Consider the following 20,617-nt stretch of genomic DNA (forward strand, 5'->3'; position numbering starts at 1 on the left):
GCCTCCTCTCAATTATTGGTTTAGTTCATAATAAATTAATACTGGCGCATATCCTTCGTAACTCCCGCCATATTCTATTCTCAATCTGTTGGAAAATGGTATGTCAAAAACCCCTTCATATCCCATCATGAACGATTTACCGTCGACCTTAACATAAACAGCATAATGACTCTCGCTCCCTATAAGATATAGTAATCGCCCACTCCCATACACATCCAAATACACGGTAGCATCGCCATCGTAGGGATATATAGTACCTCTTTGATTAGTTAAACCACCGCTAGCGTAGTTCGCGCTTCGACCAGCCACTTTTAACACTGGCTTAGTGCGGCCATTAGACATTAACCAGTTCATCTTACGATGTAAGCTTCCACTCGTCCCATTAGATGCCGAGTCAGTTGGAGTACCAATGTTGCTGTCCATAGTAGCTGTTCTGGCATTTATTGAGTTAACATTACTTTGAGTGGTTTGTATCCTAGGTTTCATGTCCTGAGTATCTGTAAAAATATTTTGCGATTGTTTAAGTATAGATTGCGATGTTGGCTCCATCGCTACTTGTATTCTATCCGCCATTATTTTACCTCCTCGTATTCAAAGAATAGTTTTCCGTTATCTATCACCAAACCAGTTCTATACTTTTTCTTGGTAGTATCATCTGTTGTAATATGTGGTAGACGAGCATTCTCATGGTCCTCAATCATGTTATATAAATTCCCTGCTGCATCTTCGTTTAGAATGCCTCTTATGGTTTCAAACCAAGCGATGAATAATCCTTGCTCTTTATTCATCCATGCTTCAAAATCAGCCTCTTGTCCATCAATCCAAGCTTCTAAAGCTGTAGTCACATCAGTTTGCCATGCTGTAAACTCATCGGCTTTTGTAACGCTAAACTTGTTAAACCATGATTGGTATTGGTTAAAGATTGTTGTAGTGTCTACTTGATCTACAACGGCATGAACGATTCCACATAAGTTTTTGTTCAATCGTTGGTCAGTAATATTCCCTTGGATGATTTGAGTAGTACCAGCGCTGATTAGGACATCAGCTAACACCAACTCGTAAAAATCTGCATCTCTTACAACTGTTGGTGCTACAGGATTGGTAGCGAAAGTACCTTTTTTAAGCACAATTTGAATATCACGATCAGCAACACTTTTTCGCAATACAATTCTGTCGATGCGTTTCAAGGCACCGTCAGCTCTGTCATGGGCAATGATAAAGTCACTGTCATTTACTACGAAATAGCCGTTAATCCACCCTTTACCAGCCTTTACAACTGTGGTCATATTGCTATTTGCATACACTTGTAATCCATTTGAAGGGTTAGGAAAAACACCATTTCCGATAAATGCTGCGAAGAACTCCGCAAAGTCTTTTTCATCATAAACTCGGTCATCATTTACATCGTTAAAAAAACCACTACGTACAGCCATTACTTAATCACCTTCTTAATTTTATCTATAATCGTTGGTACAGCTGTACCGAATTCTGTTTGAGATGAGTAACCATTTTCATTGTAGTTTTCTTTTACAACTACTACTCGTGAGTGCATCACTAAACCTACTTCATCGTTACGAGATGTTGTTTTATCACCTAAGAAATAATCTTTACCGAAAACGAATTGTGAATCTGAATCATTATCACTTTTGAAAGTCTGTATACGTGGATACTCAGACAACCTATTGAGTCCGCGCTCTGTTAAAACCTTTTCATATTCCTTAGGTGATAGGGTTACTTCCTCATCATTTTCATTTTTATAATTAGACTGTAGATCACGAGCATCGAAAAATATTTCTCTACGCTCAAAACCTTTAAAGTTATCATTTAGCCTTAAAACAGTACGATCATCACCTTCGCCTTCTCCAGCAACATAAGCAGTGCTTTTATAGTTACTCATATCATCGATATAAGACTGTGTATTAACGTTATCAAACGCCTTCGAAAAAATAATATGAGGATTAACCGTTTGCTCCGTAGATCTGTCTGCGCCTTGATAGACGACAAATTCATACTTTTTAGTTGTGTGATTCATTAATATTTCAAATGACACGTCATGTTTAATACACATTTCCCATAGGGACTCGTCGAGCATTTTGTTGTTGTATGCTTCTTCTGTGATTATGTCGATACCAGTATTAGGACCTAAAACAAGGTTTGGTATTTTTCTATTTATCTGTGTAGGATTAATGGCGTTGGCATTAACGAAGCTCTTTAAAACATCCTCGATGCTACCTTTATAAATTTGTTGCCACTCAATAATCCTCCAACTCATCATGATACTTAAAGACTTTGCCATGATTAATATTTCTGTTTTATTTTCATCTTTAAATTCAGCACTTTCGACTATATAACCGCGCCTTGAGTCTGTTGATTTCGTAAGGATTCTAATTTCATTTGTAAAAAAATGAGCAACATTATCTTTGTTTGCGTCTATGGTCGCTATTAAAATGCTATGATCGTGATATTTTAGTGTTAAATCTATATCATTATCATCATCGATGATCCCCAATCGATTAAAATTCACATCAAAAATATTTAAATACATGATTATACACCCACCGATTTAGCACGATATGTTAGTTTCATTTCTAGATTATCTACTCCTGTATCAGCTTCATATCTGAATAGGTTGTCACCTGGTTCGATTTGTAGGAAATGACTATTTAAATCAATAGCATTAAAAATATTGGTTTTTACATTATCTTTTAATAGAGTGATAGTTTTATTACCATCGTGAGTCGTTACTTCAATTACATCACCTTGAGTCATTGTGTAGTTGAGTCTCAATTCTTCGAAAGTGTCTACATTGATAATTGCTGGTCTTACTACAGTTGCTAACGCTTTGAAACGTATTAACATACCTGTTTTATTTTGCCCTTCGTTGAATACATTCACGATTAAACTGTTTGATCGTTTACCCATTTTAATACCAACTCCCTGTGGAATTTTTAACGGAAATTTAAAAGCTCCAACCCATTTTGCTATATCAACCTGTCGTGCATCTTTTTCATAGATATAAGGGTCAGTAGCTATGAATTGTAATAACGCTTTTTGCCATGCTCTGTTGTTGTTTGCATGGTCAGGTGGCATTACTGGAGTACTTTGTAGATTAGCCATTAAATAATATTGCTTGCCGTCGCTAAGTTCTAAATCTACACGCATCGGGTTTAACTCTGGATTAAAAACTCTGTACATATTTGCACGGTTGCTATCCATCTGCACTTCGTCAGCGTTTTGGCGTATCATTTTAAATTCGATGTCGAACTCTCTATTTTCTAATTTCGTGTTTTGATATTTAGAGCCAGCCTTTGAGTTATTTGAAAAGTTTACTTTCGCCATTAAACCACTTAGATCAAGACCGTTTGTCAAACGAAAGAGACGGCCGAATTCAAATTCGCCGCCTCTACTATTAGTTATTTTTAGTTTTGTAATCATGTCATCATTCCAATCAACCCATTTCAAATTCTAGTCTACGTAATAGACGTTCTAAATCAGATCGGTCGTTACCAGTTTGCTGCATATTGATTTTATTTTCTACTTTTCGGGAATGATCATAAGTTATAGTTTTATTTGTATTTGCTACGCTTTGCAATGATGTTCCTAATGTTCCCAAGTTAGCTTTAACACCTCTTAGTTTATTAACTATATCTGGCTTAATCATTTCACCAAAACGTCCAGAAGCTTTTGTGATAAGGTTTTTATGCTTATCTACACCGACATCAAAACCTTTAGCCAAATTACCAACGATAAAGTCGCGCATCCAACGTGAAGGAGAATGAATGTCTAAAGCTGATTGCATTGTGTCTTTAATTGCATTTGCAATATCTTGAGCCTTGTTAATTAAGTCACTTTCCATACTCGCTAGTCCATCCAAGAGGCCTTGACCAGCGTTAATACCAACTTGTTTTAAAGTAGCTAGCTCTGAATCAGTTGTACGTACTAGATTTTTAATCTTCAAGTCCCATTCAGTTTGCAATTTACTTAATTGAGTGTCTGCTGTTTGTCGTAATTCTAAAAGCTTTTGGTCAGTATCTTTTCGCATACCAGATAACTCTTTTTCAGCTTGCTCTCTAGCTAGTTGTGATTTTTCTTTATATAAATCACTGTATCTAGATAGTTGATCATCCGTCATGCTATTTAATGCCGCAAGCTCTGGTAATGCTTTAACTCCTAAATCAGAAAGCTCTTTTAATAAATCTGCATCAATACCACGCTCTGACAACTTAGCAAATTGATCTTGCCAATCTTTAATGCCATCCACTTGTGATTGCAAATTCTCCATCAATTCATAGCCTGTGCGATCGAGTTCAACTTTGAATGCATCGAAAGTGCTTGCAAACCCCATGAGAGTAGATACACGCTTGTTATAAGCATCCTCATACTCTTTATTGAGTCGTTGTGCTTCTTTGATGTAGTCATCATCGATTTTCTTCATTTGGTCTAGATATTCTTTATTGATGGATGTGATCTCTTTATTCACTGCCTCGACGGCTTTTTGGTGGTTTCTTTGAGCTTCAATGCGCTCTTTCGACCCTTCCTCAAAAAGGTTTATTGATTCTTCCCAAATTTTCTCTTCTTCGATTAAAGATAATTGATCTAAGGATTTCTTATCTGATACATATTGTTTAATTTTTTCAAGGTTTTCTTTATTAAGGTCCTCCATAGCCTTTTTAAGTGCCTTTTGTGCCTCAACTCGTTCCTTGGAATACATGTCAAAATGATCTAGTGCTTTTTCCCAAATCTTAATCTCTTCAACTAATGACAGTTCATTTAAAGATTTCTTATCTTCAATAAATAATTTGATTTCTTTGAGTTTGTCTTGCTGCTCTTTTGTAAGTAAATCATGTGATTCTTTTTTAGATTTTTTCTCAATTTCAGCAATCTTTTTCGCGGCATCCTCTTGGATTCGTTGGATTTTTAAATTTTCATCTTTAGTGGTTTTACGCTTTTTCGCATAAGCATTACGATAAATTTTATCAATGTCTTCTTTAGATCGTTTTTCAATTAGAGCAATTTCAGAATTAGCTTTTTGAGTAAGTTTCTTATTTTCGCTTTGATAATGGTTGGTGATACCTAACAAGCTATTTGTTATGTCGGTCATAACTTGTTTAATACTAGCTTTGCGCTCTTCCATCCCAATTTCCATACCTTCTATAGTCCAGATACCGATTTGTTTAAAAACACGGGAAGGAGAATGAATACCAAGGAGCGATTTAGCCTTATTAACGACGCCATCTACAACACCTGTAATTGCCTCAATAGCATTTCCGGCCATACCTAAAATACCTTCTATTAAACCGTTCACTAAATCTTTACCGACATTAATCATATCAGTGACTTTGCTGACTATACCGTCTATTAATGAACCAACTAGGTCTTTACCAACAGTTAATATATTACTAACAAAGCTCAAAATCTTATCAATAAGACCTGTGATAAGTGTTGCTCCTGCACCTATAACATTACCTATTAAAGATAAAATTCCAAAAACTAATTTGCCTATTAGAGTGGCACCAGAGGATAACAATTGACCAGTAAAGCTAAGTATTTTACCTAACAACCCAAGGATTAATTGACCACCTGCTGACAACAGTTGCCCTAGGATGGATAAGACCCCTTTTGTAAGAGCTACAATCAATTTGACGCCTGCTGCTAATAATTGTGGTTGCAATTTAAGCATAGCTTTTGATAATTCGGTAATAAGAGTAATACCAGCCTCAATGAGTTGTGGCAATACTTGTATAAGTCCTTTTACAAGAGCTTCAACGATTTTTATTCCAGCATCAATTAATTGAGGTAGTAATTTAATAAGTGCTTCTACTAACGACATAATTAAAGTTAATGCTGCTTCTATAAGTGCTGGTATAGCTTTTATTAAGCCTTGAACTAAAGCCATGATAATTTTAATACCAGCCTCGATAATTTGAGGTAAAAGTAAAATTAATGCTCCTACTAGAGCAATAATAATAGTCAATGCTGCCTCAATTATCGTTGGTAATGCTCCAATAATACCTTCAATCAATGTATTTAGTACTAATAGACCCACTTGAATTAATTGAGGTAATGCTGTAATTAAGGCATCAACAAGTGACATAATGATGTTTAGAGCACTTTCAATAACTAATGGCAATGCAGTTAATATGCCGTTTAACAATGTTTCAACGATTGTTAATCCAGTATCTATCAACATGGGCAACATTGTTGTTAGATTATTTATTATTGTATCTAGCAATTGCACAACGACTTCAATTAACATCGGTAATGCTGTAACGATGCCATTAATAATAGTTGTTAGCAAAGATATTCCGACTTCAACAAGTTGAGGTAAAAGTGTTCCTATAGTTGTTGTAACTAATTCTATTAAACTAACTATTGCCTCTACCATAATAGGTAAGCTGGTTGTTAGTCCTTCTGCTAATTTTGTAACAATATCAGCTGCTAAGAGTAGCAGTTGAGGAATGATCGTAACTAGCGTGTTAATAATAACTGGAAGAATCTCAGCGAATGCAGACGATAAATTCCCAATATTATTGCTTACACCATTAATTAAATTAACAATCATTTCAGCGCCTAACGGAATTAAACGAGTTGCTAGTTCGGCTATATTACTAATAATGTTGCTAATTGAAGTAGTGAAGTTGCTAGCGACCTCATCGAATGTCATCTCGCCTTTGAGCATCTTAAAAGTATCTTGCAGTAATGTTGTGTGAGTAAAAACTTTTAATAGAATACTAGCAAATATGCCCCACGGTCCCATCAACATTAATACCGACGATAAAACTGCCATTGCGGCCGTTTTAAGTAAGTTTAGAGCTTGTTCAACATTTATAATATCTGTGACAATACTTAATTTTTCTTTAAGGCTAGATAGCCCAGTTAACAACCCGTTTATTGCCGCAGTAAACCCATTGGATACGCTTGACCACGCAGTGCCCAAACTAGTACTCAGTGTTGTCGCTATTTTCGATACTGTTTCGGACATCGCCGTAGCGAATGATTGAATAGCAGTTAATGCGTTATTGAAAACAGCTAATGATTTTGCCCATATGTCTGAAAAGAATTGGGTTATAGGCTCCCAATATTTAATTATTAAAACTACAGCTGCTATTGCCGCAGCTGCAGCTAGCGCCCAAGGATTCATCATCATAACTGCAGCCAAACCTAATTGTGATTTTTTAACTGCATCAATGATTGCTATGATAGAATTGTAAGTAAGGAAAGCTGTGAAAACAGTTCCTACCCCGATGACAATTGATGACATCAACGGTAGCCATGATTCGAGCGCGTTGTACAGGTTCATTATCGTGTTAGCCGCCGTCGGTATTCCGGCTGCTATTGAATTTAAAAAATCACTAAAAGCCTTACCTATCAAACCTAAAATATTTTCGATTGATTGTAGTGGTGTTTTAGCTAATACATCCTGAATCGCTTGTATAATGTTTGCTGTACCACGTACAACAGCGGTTTTCATATTCGTGAAAGATGTTGCGATACCAGCACTACCAGCCTGTGCGATTTCAGCAAAGCCGCCTACACCATTGTTCAACTCAATTAATTTTGTATTAAAATCTTCAAATGTAATTTTACCTTTTTGTAGTGCGGTATATAAATCTCGTTGTGCTGCCTTCCCGGTGAAACCAAACGCCTCAGCGGTCTTATTAAGCGCAAAGCCCATTGTTTCTTGTAATGTTTGCCACGAAACCATGTCAACTTTGCCTTTTGACAGCATTTGTACATATTGCACTAGACCACGTTCAGCATCCGCCGAACTTGATCCGGATGCTAAAAAAGCATTGTTAAGTGCAAGCGCTGTTTCTGTAGCAACATTTAAGTCTCCTGTCATAAGAGCGATATTTTGCGCACTCTTAACAATGCCATCTAACGTCGTTGGCAACCCTTGTATACCATTTGATAATTTATCGATACTTGCTTTAGCTTGTTCGCTACTAAAGCCCATACGCTCCATAACAACCGGGAAACCATTTAATGTATCGACACGAGCTACAGCACCACCAATAGCGCTAGTTACCATTTCAATACCTTTTCTAGTAGCTGCTATTAGCCCTAATGCTGTAATCATCCTACCTAAACCTAATGTTGCTTTGTATGCACTACTGCCGACACCATCTATTTTATTCCCTACGTTCGCTACACCTTTAGTTACTTTACCGTCATCTAATATGACATCTATTACTACGCGGCCATCACCAGCCATTACACCACCCCTTTATGTTTTAAATTTCCAAACATATTCGGGGCTCAATGGCTCTCTTATTGTTTAAAGGTATTAGTGGTGTGACAGCGGCTACACTTTATCTCTGCTTCACCCTTTACTTTACCTAGTAGCCTATTACATTTTTTACAACGAACTACCTTCAAATCTTTCAATTTATTCACCTCGCATAAAAAAGAAGCCTATTCACTAGGCTTCAATGCGTATGCTTTCTTCAATTCTTCAACCTGTTTTCGTTGCTCACTTGAGCCTTTTCCAGTTGGTAATGGCATTTGTCGAATTTCAAGCACCTTTTTAAACTTCGTATCTTCGCGTAATCCAGCAAGAAGTGCTCTAAATTTATCCCAATGCAAAATACCTTGTTGCTCAAATAGATCCATGCCGTAATCTTGCATAAAAGAAGCGTAAATATACTCTGCATCCTGTGCAATGTCGTAAATGTCCACTTCCTTTTCTTTTTGCTGTACAGGCATTGGATTTCCCTCAATGTCGTACTCAACATCATCCTCTTTAGCTACATCGATCAAGGTTTCGTATAACTCAAAAAAGATTTCTGCTTTATCTTCAATTGCGCATTCTAAAGGTTCAACTATTAGCATCTCGAGTCCTACAATTATCTGCATTGCATCATCAAGTTCTTTATCGCTTAACATGTCAATAAGGCTCAAAATGTTATCAAATGACATGTCTAAATTGTACATACGACCGTTTATTTCGACTTCAGTAACCAATGCGTCAGTCAATTTAAACATAGCAACGACCTACTTTTTATTTTTGTTTTTAGGTTTGTTTTTACGACGTAGATATTCTTGGGCTTTATCTTGTTGAGATAATCCTTTACCTAAACTAGATAATTCTTCTTGAATACCTTCTGCAAGTTGAACAAAATACTTTGTTACTTCAATTAATGATGACGTTTGTTTGTATATTTGTTTAAATGCACCTTTACCTAACATGAGATCATAGCCTTTTTCGAGGATTTCTTTCGCTGCATCTAGATCATCTTCTTTCACATTCTTCATTTCTGTTAAAGTTTTTTGTCCAACTTCATAAAAGTTTTTAATTGATTCGTCAGATGTATCAAAAGTAAATTTAAGTTCTCCGAGTTCTACTGGAATACCAACTTCACGTGTTTGAATCTTAATTGCCATTTATCCCACTCCTTTTAATTTAAAAGAGGACGGTTACTCGCCCTCTGTTTCTCTTGGTTCTTCTGTTTCTGGTTCTCCCCCATCTACTGGGGGCTCACTAGGGTTTAGGTGTCACTTTCGGTTTAGAATCCCAACCGATTTTACAGCTAAATGTAGCGTATTCAGACGCTTCTCCACCAGTAACTTTAATTTCAGTCACAGTAGCGCGACCTTCTAAGATATCACCATTAGTACGCTCTTGTTTAAAGGCAATCTTACGACCTTCGCCTACTTCAAGCTCTAAGGATGCGATATATTTCATTGCTGGATCTTCTTCATCATACATTCCTTCGAATGAGTATGATTTTTTTATGGAAACAACGTCACTTTCCGGTGTGCCATCACCATCATAAAAAGCAGTATCCTCAGTTGATTCATCCGAATCATCCGATACCGATTTAATCCATTTCGCTAATTGTAGTGCTGCTGTGCTTTTTTCATCCGTCCAAGGACCAACGAAATATTTAGTTAAGGCATTCTTTTGACGTGACATAGCTATACCACTCCTTTATGAATTGTTATTGTTGCACTGATTGATAGTTCGTACATAAAAAAGCCCTGCTCATCAACCATGATGAGTGAGGGCAATGAAGTTATTTTTATTTGTTGGTAGTCGTAGCTACCGTTATCAGACGGTAAATCATTTATATTTTCAAGCTTTTGAAATAGTGCGCTTAAAGAATTGATACAGTTATCCTGTTTCTTACCCTTAGCATTAATTTGAACTTGATAATCTTTATCTCTAGTTCCATCAAAGTATACAGTTTCTGCACCTCCAGGCATTGCCATAAGTGCAATGCTTTCAGTCGCCTTTAAGACTCCTATTTCACTTCTTGCAAATAATCCAAGTGAATTAATATAGCGATTCAACTGTACTAAAAAATCTAGTTCTTTCACTTCATCGCCGCCTTTGTGATTTTCACCCAACTAGCACCATGTATAGCTTGCGCTTTTACATCCCATTTAGGACCAGTGCCAGGCGTTGTAAATTTAGCACCGTAATTAAAATACTGTTTACGTGCATATGGACCGTGCCAAATAATAGACTTACCATCGACAGCGATTGTCGATTGATTACGTAAGTCACTGGATAGTTTAGGGGCATAGATATTTGAGTCTGCGTGAACTTGATTGACCAATGCTATTTGTCCTTGTTTAGTCATACTACTTAACTTTACTGGTATACCATCAAGCTCTTGTTTAACACGTATTCGCACTATATCACTTCCAATTCGTAGTGATGTATTTTATTTTTATTAGGATGATAGCAAGGCACAATTTTCTTTAAAACGAGCTCTCTACCTTCAAAAACAATAATAGATTCCTCTTTGAATTCTGGAAATGGCGAGCTATTAACTGCATCGACAAATATTACCCCTTCAGCTACGATTTTGGTTTGAGTGTTATCACGACTGAAAACTGTCGTAGGATCATAACGCACAAATTCAATATCGATAGGTTTCTTATACATTGGATTCCCGTAATCATCTTTTTCATCGAGAATTTCTTTATAAACGATGGTGTGTATAAGCCAACTCTTAGGTAATGGTTTAACTATCATCAAACCACCTCGATTCCCCTATACAATAACCCAGTGTTTCTCAAATACATCAAAGCGTCCTTGGATACTATGCTGTTTTCTGTACCTTGCGTCGATGTAGAGCCTTTTGCACTATTCGATAATGTTGTACGTCCGATTTGTACTGTCGCTGGCTCTTGGATACCATGAGAGCTTGTAGCGCCCATATCATAAAAGTAATCAATTTGAGCAGCAACAGCTTTTTTGAATTTATCTCGACGTAATGGAAAGTCTGAATCTAGTTCATTCAACTGATAAAAGTCACGAGTGACGCTATCTAACACATCACTCGCTTTTCGTTCTAGCTTTGGAAAGTCATCTGCTGTTACATCGGAAAAGCCAATCTCTTGGTATTCCTCGTAAGTTAAATATGGCATGTTAACACCTACTTACTATTTGCATTTGAATCAGCTGACTTTTTTAATTCTTCCAGTTCTTTTTCTAGCTTTGTTACCTTTGTTTTAAACGCTTTATTTTCCTTAAGAAGTTCTGCAGAATCAGATTCCGCTAATTGCTTTTCTAACGCTTCTTTTTCCGCGATTACTTCGTTTAACTCTGCTACAGTTACATTTCGGCCACCAGTAGCACGTTTAATGATAGTTCCGTTATCATCGATTTGATCGTAGCCTTGATTTAAAAATGATGATAGGCGACCTTCTTCTACATTTAAAATACGATTGCCCTTTCGAATTTTCACTACATTACTCATGTATGAAAACCTCCAATTCTATAAATATAATTTAAGAAAAGAGGACTGTTTAAGCCCTCTTAGTTAAGTGTTTCTGTATTAATTTTGATACCAGGTACTTTCTTTTCGATTGCAAATACATCCCAGTATTTACGTTCAAAGTACAGATATTTACCGCCGGTAGCAGCAGTTGGTTGATCTAGTGATACGAACTCATATTTCTGTGGCGAGATTACTGATAAAGGATGAACCAAAATCATATTAATTTGCTTTGCTGTTGGGTCAACAACTGCACCGTCTGTAAAGTTGTAAGCTGTTTTCATACGTGATGATGGTACAACTTTAATTGTCACATCATCTAATGAATAAATACTACGTTTTACAGCACCGTTATTAGCAATGACATCTAATGAGCGTTGTAACCCTTGTGCTGCCTTAAGCAACTTGTTTACTGTTGCTGTCACATATAAGATACGGCCCATTTGCGGTACTTCTGCGTCATCCATCTCAGCCATAAAATCATCGAATACCGACAGAATGTTTTCTGTAGTCAATACTGTATGGTCCAGAGCACCGCTATAAGATTGGTATTCTGTTAATAATTTAGAAGCCATATACTTATCCATTTCAGGAATCTTTTGCTCATCGTTAAACACACGAGTGATGTTCGCGATTGATAAAGCGATGTTTGTTTCATCGATATCCATCGGATCAACTAATGTACGGAATTCGCGGTCGTGTTCGATTGTTTTTGGTTCCCAATCGTTGTCTGCTCGTCGAGTGAATGAACCTACAACATCACGGTCAACGTCAACAAAACCACCTACTGTGATACGTGGGATTTGGATTGTTTTAGCACTCGTCCATTTTAAATTTTGGTTATTTGGCGTGTTAAAAAGCTCCGCGAAATACAATCCTTCAGAAAATTTTTGTTGTAGCGCTTGTGAATAGAGAGTTGCATAGTTTACTTGAGCAAACATTTGAATGTTTAAATTCATCAGCATTTTCATGCCATTATAATTTGGTAATGATGCAATTACATTTTTCATTTTCATTTCCTCCTGGAATATCTTATTTGTTATTTAAATGCAGATGTCCAAGCTTCTGCTTCAGTAGTAGATTGTTTTTGATGCTGTCCTGTTGAAAATTTAGGTTTAGGTGTTTCTTCTTTTTCAACTTCAACTTGTGCGAAATGAGGATACTTTTCAACAACTTTTGAAATAGCTGTATCCATATCCACATCCTCACTCACCATCGTTTTAGCGAGCGTAACAACATCAGTGACATAATCAGCATTAACACCAGCTTTCATTGCGCTGATTTGTGCTTTGAGTACTGAGTTTTCATCTGTTAAAGTACCATGATTTGTTTCTAGCTCCTTTAAACGCTCAGCTTGCCTCTCTTGCTCTGTTTTCTGTGAATCTTGCCACTCTTTGAATTTAGCTAGGCCCTCTTTAGCATCCTTGAAATCACTAATACCTAACTCTTTCAACATTTTTTCTTGCTGCTTACTTGATTCACGTTTGACAAAATTGTTGACTTCCGCTTGCGTAAATGTTTTTTCAGGTGGTGTTAATTCTTTACCTCCACCATTATCAATAGGCGGTGTATCTGCTGGAGGTGTTTGGTCAACAGGTTGTTCATCACCTTCTCCGGCAAACATTTGAATATCTAAAGGTCTCCACCCAGCATCTGGTGACGGTAGCTGGTATACCGTTTTTTGATTTTCATTCGTCATAATAAAGCCCTCCAATATTGGATATTTTTCCTTCCGTTCTTTATGACGTCTACGGATAAAGACAAAAACAAAAAGCCGTATCTCTACGACTTTATAACTCGCTCTTTGTCATATCTACGAGCAAGATCATGCTCATTTACAAAATCACGTACTTTAGTTTGTCGATTACGGACCAACTGCTTGTACTTTTGTATCGCCTTTTCGTCACCAAGTTCCTCGGCAAGGTTAAGTGACCGTTTTGCCTTTCGGACTTGGCGCTCGTAGTACCGTTGCTGTTGAGATAACTTATATTGCTTTCTCATTTCATCTTCATCGTACTGAATTTGATTATTAGTATTTAAGCCATCAATAAACGGATATAAGATGTGACGACAGTTAACACCCCTTATGCCCCATGGCTCACCATATCCAAATTCATATATTGATGGATACTTAAGATCACTTGAAGGATTACTCATAGAACAAACATTACCTTGTATCTCTGCGCATGCTGGTCTTGGGTCTGCATAACTGTTAACGAGCACTAAATCAATGCCGTATTCATCCATACGAGATAGCCGTAATTCGTTGTAAGTCTTGTTGACAGTGTTTCGAATAACTGTGTCAGCATATTGTTCTAACTGCCAAACTCCGCCACCTTTATCAACAAATCCTGTATCAATGCCTTTATTGGCCCATTTAATCACTGTATCTGCAACAGCTTGATTTATGGTCATGTTGCCAGCTAAAACCTGTGCAGTGGTCTGCTCAACGATTTTACGATACATTATAGCAACCGTGCCTTGACCAAGTGTCGTTGTGATAAGTGTTTGATTAACATAGTTATCTAGCTCAAGGAACGCTTGTTTTACATAGTTTTCTAGAACTAAATCCAACTCTGTAGGTGGTGGTAGTGGCTTATACTTTCCACTTACCTCATCATCAACACTTTGCATTGTCTTGTTTCCAACATCCTCAATTGTTTGCCTGATTGTACTAGCTGCAATACCTGTAGCAATTGACAATTCTCTAATTGTCTCAAGATTGAACATTCGTAATTGCTGCACCTTTTCAACTTGCCACTGTAACACATAGTCTTTATCATGCTCAGGATTCGTTTTAAGACGGTTTGCAATCTGTTTGAATAATTCATCCTCTAAAGCCACATAAATGTCTGTAATCTGTGATGTGTACAGATTAAATTGATATGGAGTGATGACTGGTCTTGGCATTTAATCACTCCTTCTGTCCAAAGAGACTAACTTCTTTCACAATTTCATCATGTTCAGGAGAAGATCTATTATTCTCCTCTCTAATTTCTCGCAATATCTTTATAGCTTCTTTTTCAGGTACTTTATGCACCTTCATAATCGCTCTTACTTTTGATGTTAATTCAGCACCAACTAATTGGATTTGCTTATTCATTTCACTTGCAGCATCTTCAGCAATGCTGTCATCAAATCCAATCGTTACATCATAGCCGCCTGCCGGTCGTTCAAATAATTCGTACATCTCACCTAAGTCAATAATGATTTCTACCAGTTGTTTTAAAGCTTCGCCAACTACGACCTCATGAGTCTGCTTTGTTCTGAATGTCTTACTATCTTGACTAATAACTTCTGTGGCCGTTTTAACTGATTGACCATTAAAAGTGAATGTACCGCTAGAAAAACCCGTTTGCATTGATAAGAGATTTAACAGAGCATTAATGCCATCGACATGCTCAGTTACTCGTAAACCTACAGTGCTGTCATGAATTTTGTTATCATCCATGTCGCCACCCATTGCCTCGTAAACTTCATCGTTTTCATCAAAGAAACGTCGCATCGTGTTGTTTCTTCTATCCAAAACTGTGTTTACCATGTTTTCAGGTACGATAATCCGTCGTTTACCAAGCTTAAATTCACGTTTAAAACTATCAAACGCAATATCTAGACTCTCTAATGTATCAAGTGCATTTGCATAAATTGGTACACCCAAAGGACTGGTTAAGTCGATATTGTTAGCAATGTTCGGATAAATGTAGACAAATAAACTTCTTCGTGCATTTTCAATTGGTACCTCATCTTCAAGATCATCATATAAGGTTGATAACAGCACCTTTTTACCAAGTTCATTAACGTTTTCACTTACGTAAAGCTCATTCCTAATAACATATACATCGTCTTCCCATAAGTGCCATTCCAGTAGTGTGTATGTTTTCTTACCTTCAACAGTTACATTAGTAAAAACTCCTTCGTAAATACCTTGGCTATTCCAAGAGATTGGTATAAAAGAATCTGCTTTTACGTATGACAATTTGATCTTGTCATCATCAACGTACGGTTTTACGACCATACCGCCCATAGCAAAGCTGTACTCTAAATAACGTTGGAATTGCTTGTAGAAATTATTGTCCTGGAGTACGTCATGAATGAATGTAGATGTGTCTGTATCGGAAATATTAATCTCGCATTTCTCGTTAAAAATTATCTTGGCCATTTCCTCACTAAGCACTTTAGCCATGTTTAACGATGCCATGCGACGCTTCTGTTGACCGCTGGCAACAGTGTGATAAAATACGTCGTGCCATTCACTAAAGTAGCCTTTGTATATTTGCTGCCACTTTTCTATTTCTTTATAAGTTTTGTCTGTTATCGGTATCTTTTTTATATCCGAGACATCTTTTATTTTTTGTACTAACCCCAATTTAACCATCACCCCTTTCATCCAGTTAATTGTTTTAGTGAACATGTCATCACCACCTTAATATTTCAGTCCGAGCTTACGTAGGTTATCGTTGACGTAATACTGAAAAGCATCACATGTATGGTCATCGACTTTAATAACCTTAGGATCATCCGTTTGCAATGTATCAGCATCCCATTGATACTTTCGGTGTTCCTCAATAAAGATTTGATTGTTCGGGGTATTGAGCACGAAAAAACGCCCTTGAGCTAATAAGTCTTGGACGTTATCAATCATGTCTATTTTTTTCTTTTTAGCTACTGGATGCAGCCTAATACCGTAATCTTTATATATCTGGTTACGTAAAGCACCCTCAGCACTATCTATTGTTTGAACATCCAATTGACGTTTATATTCATCCCTTGTTTTATCCGTCCACTCTTTGAAGTCCTTGGATAAATCACTAGGGGCTTTCTTGTCTACTTTGTTTTCAGGGCTGTAATACCATGTATCTAGCAAAATAACATTTCGTCTCTTTGTATAACCAAAAGCCAAGTGCGTTGTTGCTGATACTTGGTGTCCTGTATCGCTTGATGTATCAATTAAGATAATCCCATCATCACTAGGCAACTCATCAATAAGTTTTATGTGGTTCATGTTGTAAACCATATCGCCTAATCCAATGACTTCACCAGCGTACATCCATCGCCAATAATCAATGTCGTTCTCTTTATACTTCTCGATTTTCCGAAGCATCTGAGCCGATAAGAAGCCCCTCTCGTCATCCATATAAGTTGAATGGTGAATAAGGTAATCATTATCGCCCGCTTTGCTGTCAGTCCATTCATTTACCCAAGCATATGGATTACGTGGTGGGTTGTAAGAGTAATACACCTTTACATCCTTATCACCCAAGTCTTGACGGATAAATGTATCTGAAACAATATCGATGTCCTCAACACCAGCAAATTCAGCAAGTTCCTCGAACCACAGTGCCATTACATAGCCTTTCGCAATCTTCGCTGATTTGATTTTCATCGGATCATCAACGCCATAAAAGTAAAACGCAGTGTTGGTTGCCTTATGTCGTATTACTAAAGGTGATTTACCAAAGTAAAATTCATCTTCAAGTTTCAACATGTAGATGGCCCATTTGATTTGTTCGTAAACAGAAGTCGATAAGTATTTACCAACCTTTCGAAGCACTACAACATTGCCCATGTCATCATCCACAAAATCGAGTACTAACTTCATGCTGATAACTGAGGATTTCATAGATGAACGGCCGCCTTTAAGAATGACATTTGATTCTTCAGCAAGCCAAAACGAATAAAAATGAGGATTCATTAAATCAAGAACGTTCACTGTTTGCACGTTCATTCATTAATCGCCTCATTTCTTCTTTATCGTTAACGATAATTGTTCGACTGGATGATTCACTTTCGTTAGAAATCTGCTTAACTTCTGCTTTCGTCTTATCGATATTCAACTGCATCTGTTCTAGTTTCAATCTGCGTTCATCATCAGCATCAGCCATCTCAACAAACTGACGAATAGAAGAACGCAACTCCCCGATTGCTCTCGATTGAGCAGTAAGTAGTTGCGCCTGTCGTTCCCATGCGAATTGGAATTCATATTCGACTTCCTCTCCCCATTCGGTATCCTTATGCTTTTTGAGTTCCTTAATCATTTCATCTTTCGATTCAACATGCATAATGCGTTGAGCACGAATGATTGCAGCATACTGAATTTGTATTTGATCCCATATTAAATCAGCCGGAGAACGCTCATTCATTGCTTCCATGATTTCGAGTGTTTCTTCTGGTAGGAACTTTTGAAAGAAGCCGTGAGTAACAGCGTTCTGATTTTGCTTAGGTGCACCATGGCCCTTTGCATTGCTGTTACCTGCAGGAGCACCTCTACTTCGTTTAGTAACGTTACCATTTGATTTAGTAACGTTACCTTTCAATTGGTCATCCCATTTATCCTGGTTCTTCCACTTTCGAATTTGAGAATCGGACAACCCTAATTGTTCAGCAATATCCTTCAAAAGCATTTGCCCTTTGCTTTCTATCCACATTTGAAACGCTTCATCACGTTTCGGATTCCTTGGTCTAGCCATATCTCATACACCACCACCTCCATCATTTGTTTGTTTGTTTGTTTTGTAATCACACATTATGCTAGTTTCTTGCAAAATAAAAACGAGTCATTAATAATGACCCGCTAAAAATTTTTATTTTTTTGATAGAAATTTAAATATTTTGATTGGTAATTCTAAGTATTTCATAGCATTTACTGATGATAAATCTTTAAGTGGATTTAAAATAATTACTTCCTCATCGACAAAGTACCTGGTTGTGCTAAATTAGGATTAATACTATCTTCTCTATAGAAAGAGTAGTTAATATTATTATATTTCTTTGTATTTACAGTTACTTTATCTTCAGTGAACGTTACATTAATTAACCGATCTTCTCACAAAATTAAAAGCTTTCTACCATTTTGATAATTAGTGTCTAATCAAACGGATATATTAACAATTCATCTAATTTTTGCAGTATAAATCATCTAAAGTTTTAAATAAGTTATAATGGGTTTCTCGCTCAATTCTTGTTTTTCTGTATTCTTTGAATAACATTTTACGATCACTTCTTTCTTATTATAATAAACAAATTGGAAATACCTTATTATAAAAAGGCTATATTCATCATCTTACTTCTTCAATAATATTATTTGCTTTTTCATAGATTTTAATGCCTAGTTTACTTTCTAACAGACCAGCTAAAACTCCAAGTAATATTTGCATCTCAAAATTATTTTCTAAAGTGTCTTTAATTGACGAATTACCTATAGTTAAATTAAATATTCCGCTATTTAAAAATAATAGGAAAATAAGTGAACACAAACCAATATAGGGTAATCTGATTATAATATTCATTTTATCTTCTTCTATACTACTCAAATCTTCAAGGGTTATGTTAAATTTTCTAGCCCCAAAAGATATCCATGTACCAATCATAGCTCCAGACCAAACTGTAACATAAATCAAATATTCATTTGGAGAATAGCCGATGAGCCTTAATAAAAAATAGGTTACCCAAGATATAGCTAAATATATAAAGGCGGAAACACCTAGTTTAACCATATACATATTTTTTATTCTTTTACCTTCTACTAATAATATTTCTTCCTGCAGTACTTCCAAAGAATTTGTTGCAATTTCTAATGCATTTAGTTTTTCTGAAACAAAAGCTACTTGAGATAATGATAATAGCTTCTTAAAATACTTTTCTTTAACAGCATCCGAAGTATAAGTTAAATTTTTTATTACATTGCAAGTTTTTTCTATATTTTTATGTAATTCTTTAATTTCTTTAGGTAAACTATCGCTTTGCTCATCATTCTCATTTTTATCCATTAATTCGAATTTGATATCATATATTTCCTCTGGATTCTTATAAACCTGTGCAAAATATTTCATAATTCCCTAGGATTATAGTGCTTTTCCACAGCAATTGCATGAACCTGAAGAAACAGAAATACTATTTAAGTGGCGTTGTTCTAATAACCTTAAATCTCGTGTAATTCTGTCAATTAGAAACTTCTTTTCTTTTTCAGATAGATCTCTAGATGATCTTATTTTCAAAACCAATTCTCTTAATTCATATATATCCATAATATCCCTCCTAACAAAATTATAGGTATAATTTCTTAAAATGTCATCAAAATAATTTTTATAATAGTTAAATCTTAAATTAAACTACCAATTACTGGCCTCTCATCACTTTTCGCTTTGTCTGTTTGTCGCAGCTTTCAAAGCAAAATAAAAAGACGTCACTTAAAGTCCTTAATGTTTTAAACAGCTGTTTATCACCATTAGATTTAGGTATTATTTCACTCTCAAAAGTAAGTACCGTTGCCCAGCAGTCAAAGGGGAGGAATCTGCTCGATACTCACTTTTCAGGGCAAAAGAAAAACACCTAAATAGGTGTTTTTTTAGATTCTTTTATAGCAATAATTATCTTGATAGTTTCTTTTAACTTAAGTATCTCTTTAGATTCTTTACTTTTCTTAAAATAATACAAGGATAGTAATAATATATAAAGTAATATCAATCCACATAATGTATAAGCTAGAATTCCTTTCACGAAAATAATCCCATCATTTCCTTCAAATGAAGTTATAATAGTTACTAATGCCGTTATACCGAAAGCTATTACAGTAAGTAAAGCAGTAATAGCGGTGATAAAAAAACCTTTTATTGCGTCAATATTTTTATTTTCTTCTGATACAGTCTCATGAATAATTTTTAATTCATCAAGATTTAAACCATCCATATTTTCCTCAACGTAATTTTCCATAGTACGATAATCATAAATATCCTGTGATACAACATCACTAAATGAATTTTTTATTTTTTTTATATCATACAATAATCTAAAATTTTTAATCATAACTAACCTCCCACTCAATCATAAGCGAAAAGCCCTATACAAAACCTTAATAACTTTTTGCTCTCAAAAGTAAGTACCGTTGCCAT

Annotated in this window: 23 protein-coding genes; all 23 read right to left on the bottom strand. The window is 36.0% G+C overall.

What is annotated here, in order from left to right; translation table 11 throughout:
- Positions 1-12: 12 nt before the first annotated feature.
- Positions 13-573 carry a hypothetical protein gene (locus ACIPKN_RS03910; protein WP_400933570.1) on the bottom strand — a complete coding sequence of 187 codons (561 nt, stop codon included), beginning with the start codon at positions 571-573 and terminating at the stop codon, positions 13-15.
- On the bottom strand, positions 573-1,433 hold the full coding sequence (locus ACIPKN_RS03915; protein ID WP_400933572.1) for a hypothetical protein: 861 nt from the start codon (positions 1,431-1,433) through the stop codon (positions 573-575). Before ACIPKN_RS03915 ends, ACIPKN_RS03910 begins: the two co-directional genes overlap by 1 nt.
- A complete protein-coding gene (locus ACIPKN_RS03920) occupies positions 1,433-2,545 on the bottom strand; it encodes a siphovirus ReqiPepy6 Gp37-like family protein (RefSeq protein ID WP_400933574.1) in 1,113 nt (370 codons plus the stop codon). The genes ACIPKN_RS03915 and ACIPKN_RS03920 overlap by 1 nt, the downstream gene beginning before the upstream one ends.
- Before the next feature lie 2 nt (positions 2,546-2,547).
- On the bottom strand, positions 2,548-3,435 hold the full coding sequence (locus ACIPKN_RS03925; protein WP_400933576.1) for a phage tail family protein: 888 nt from the start codon (positions 3,433-3,435) through the stop codon (positions 2,548-2,550).
- A 13-nt stretch (positions 3,436-3,448) separates the two neighbouring features.
- Positions 3,449-8,215 carry a tape measure protein gene (locus ACIPKN_RS03930; RefSeq protein ID WP_400933578.1) on the bottom strand — a complete coding sequence of 1,589 codons (4,767 nt, stop codon included), beginning with the start codon at positions 8,213-8,215 and terminating at the stop codon, positions 3,449-3,451.
- A gap of 56 nt (positions 8,216-8,271) precedes the next feature.
- Entirely contained in the window at positions 8,272-8,397 is a 126-nt protein-coding gene (locus tag ACIPKN_RS03935) for a zinc finger domain-containing protein (protein WP_400933580.1), read from the bottom strand.
- An 18-nt stretch (positions 8,398-8,415) separates the two neighbouring features.
- Entirely contained in the window at positions 8,416-8,985 is a 570-nt protein-coding gene (locus tag ACIPKN_RS03940) for a bacteriophage Gp15 family protein (protein WP_400933582.1), read from the bottom strand.
- Between the two features lie 9 nt (positions 8,986-8,994).
- Entirely contained in the window at positions 8,995-9,384 is a 390-nt protein-coding gene (locus ACIPKN_RS03945; protein WP_400933584.1) for a hypothetical protein, read from the bottom strand.
- A 97-nt stretch (positions 9,385-9,481) separates the two neighbouring features.
- Entirely contained in the window at positions 9,482-9,916 is a 435-nt protein-coding gene (locus tag ACIPKN_RS03950) for a phage tail tube protein (RefSeq protein WP_400933586.1), read from the bottom strand.
- Between the two features lie 2 nt (positions 9,917-9,918).
- Positions 9,919-10,320: a phage tail terminator protein gene (locus ACIPKN_RS03955; RefSeq protein ID WP_400933588.1), complete on the bottom strand. Its 402-nt coding sequence runs from the start codon at positions 10,318-10,320 to the stop codon at positions 9,919-9,921.
- Complete coding sequence (locus tag ACIPKN_RS03960; protein ID WP_400933590.1) at positions 10,317-10,640, bottom strand: minor capsid protein; 324 nt, start codon at positions 10,638-10,640, stop codon at positions 10,317-10,319. Before ACIPKN_RS03960 ends, ACIPKN_RS03955 begins: the two co-directional genes overlap by 4 nt.
- Positions 10,640-10,984: a putative minor capsid protein gene (locus ACIPKN_RS03965; protein ID WP_400934049.1), complete on the bottom strand. Its 345-nt coding sequence runs from the start codon at positions 10,982-10,984 to the stop codon at positions 10,640-10,642. The genes ACIPKN_RS03960 and ACIPKN_RS03965 overlap by 1 nt, the downstream gene beginning before the upstream one ends.
- Positions 10,984-11,379: a head-tail connector protein gene (locus tag ACIPKN_RS03970; RefSeq protein WP_400933592.1), complete on the bottom strand. Its 396-nt coding sequence runs from the start codon at positions 11,377-11,379 to the stop codon at positions 10,984-10,986. Before ACIPKN_RS03970 ends, ACIPKN_RS03965 begins: the two co-directional genes overlap by 1 nt.
- Positions 11,380-11,387: 8 nt before the next feature.
- Positions 11,388-11,711 carry a hypothetical protein gene (locus ACIPKN_RS03975; RefSeq protein WP_400933594.1) on the bottom strand — a complete coding sequence of 108 codons (324 nt, stop codon included), beginning with the start codon at positions 11,709-11,711 and terminating at the stop codon, positions 11,388-11,390.
- A 59-nt stretch (positions 11,712-11,770) separates the two neighbouring features.
- A complete protein-coding gene (locus ACIPKN_RS03980; RefSeq protein ID WP_400934050.1) occupies positions 11,771-12,670 on the bottom strand; it encodes a capsid protein in 900 nt (299 codons plus the stop codon).
- A gap of 98 nt (positions 12,671-12,768) precedes the next feature.
- A complete protein-coding gene (locus tag ACIPKN_RS03985) occupies positions 12,769-13,428 on the bottom strand; it encodes a hypothetical protein (RefSeq protein ID WP_400933596.1) in 660 nt (219 codons plus the stop codon).
- Between the two features lie 83 nt (positions 13,429-13,511).
- Complete coding sequence (locus ACIPKN_RS03990; RefSeq protein ID WP_400933598.1) at positions 13,512-14,639, bottom strand: phage minor capsid protein; 1,128 nt, start codon at positions 14,637-14,639, stop codon at positions 13,512-13,514.
- Between the two features lie 4 nt (positions 14,640-14,643).
- Positions 14,644-16,140 (bottom strand): phage portal protein, encoded by a 1,497-nt coding sequence (locus ACIPKN_RS03995; protein ID WP_400933600.1) that lies wholly within the window; start codon positions 16,138-16,140, stop codon positions 14,644-14,646.
- A gap of 12 nt (positions 16,141-16,152) precedes the next feature.
- Positions 16,153-17,454, bottom strand: coding sequence for a PBSX family phage terminase large subunit (locus ACIPKN_RS04000; protein ID WP_400933602.1), 1,302 nt, complete (start codon positions 17,452-17,454; stop codon positions 16,153-16,155).
- Positions 17,426-18,196, bottom strand: coding sequence for a phage terminase small subunit (terS, locus tag ACIPKN_RS04005; protein ID WP_400933604.1), 771 nt, complete (start codon positions 18,194-18,196; stop codon positions 17,426-17,428). The genes ACIPKN_RS04000 and terS overlap by 29 nt, the downstream gene beginning before the upstream one ends.
- Before the next feature lie 588 nt (positions 18,197-18,784).
- The gene (locus ACIPKN_RS04010) at positions 18,785-19,558 is read right to left on the bottom strand and encodes a hypothetical protein (protein ID WP_400933606.1); all 774 of its coding nucleotides are present in this window, start codon (positions 19,556-19,558) and stop codon (positions 18,785-18,787) included.
- A gap of 12 nt (positions 19,559-19,570) precedes the next feature.
- Complete coding sequence (locus ACIPKN_RS04015; protein ID WP_400933608.1) at positions 19,571-19,753, bottom strand: hypothetical protein; 183 nt, start codon at positions 19,751-19,753, stop codon at positions 19,571-19,573.
- 304 nt (positions 19,754-20,057) lie between these two features.
- Positions 20,058-20,531 carry a hypothetical protein gene (locus ACIPKN_RS04020; RefSeq protein WP_400933610.1) on the bottom strand — a complete coding sequence of 158 codons (474 nt, stop codon included), beginning with the start codon at positions 20,529-20,531 and terminating at the stop codon, positions 20,058-20,060.
- Between the last annotated feature and the right edge of the window lie 86 nt (positions 20,532-20,617).

The organism is Lysinibacillus sp. NPDC086135 (genome assembly GCF_044746345.1).
Classification (GTDB): domain Bacteria; phylum Bacillota; class Bacilli; order Bacillales_A; family Planococcaceae; genus Lysinibacillus.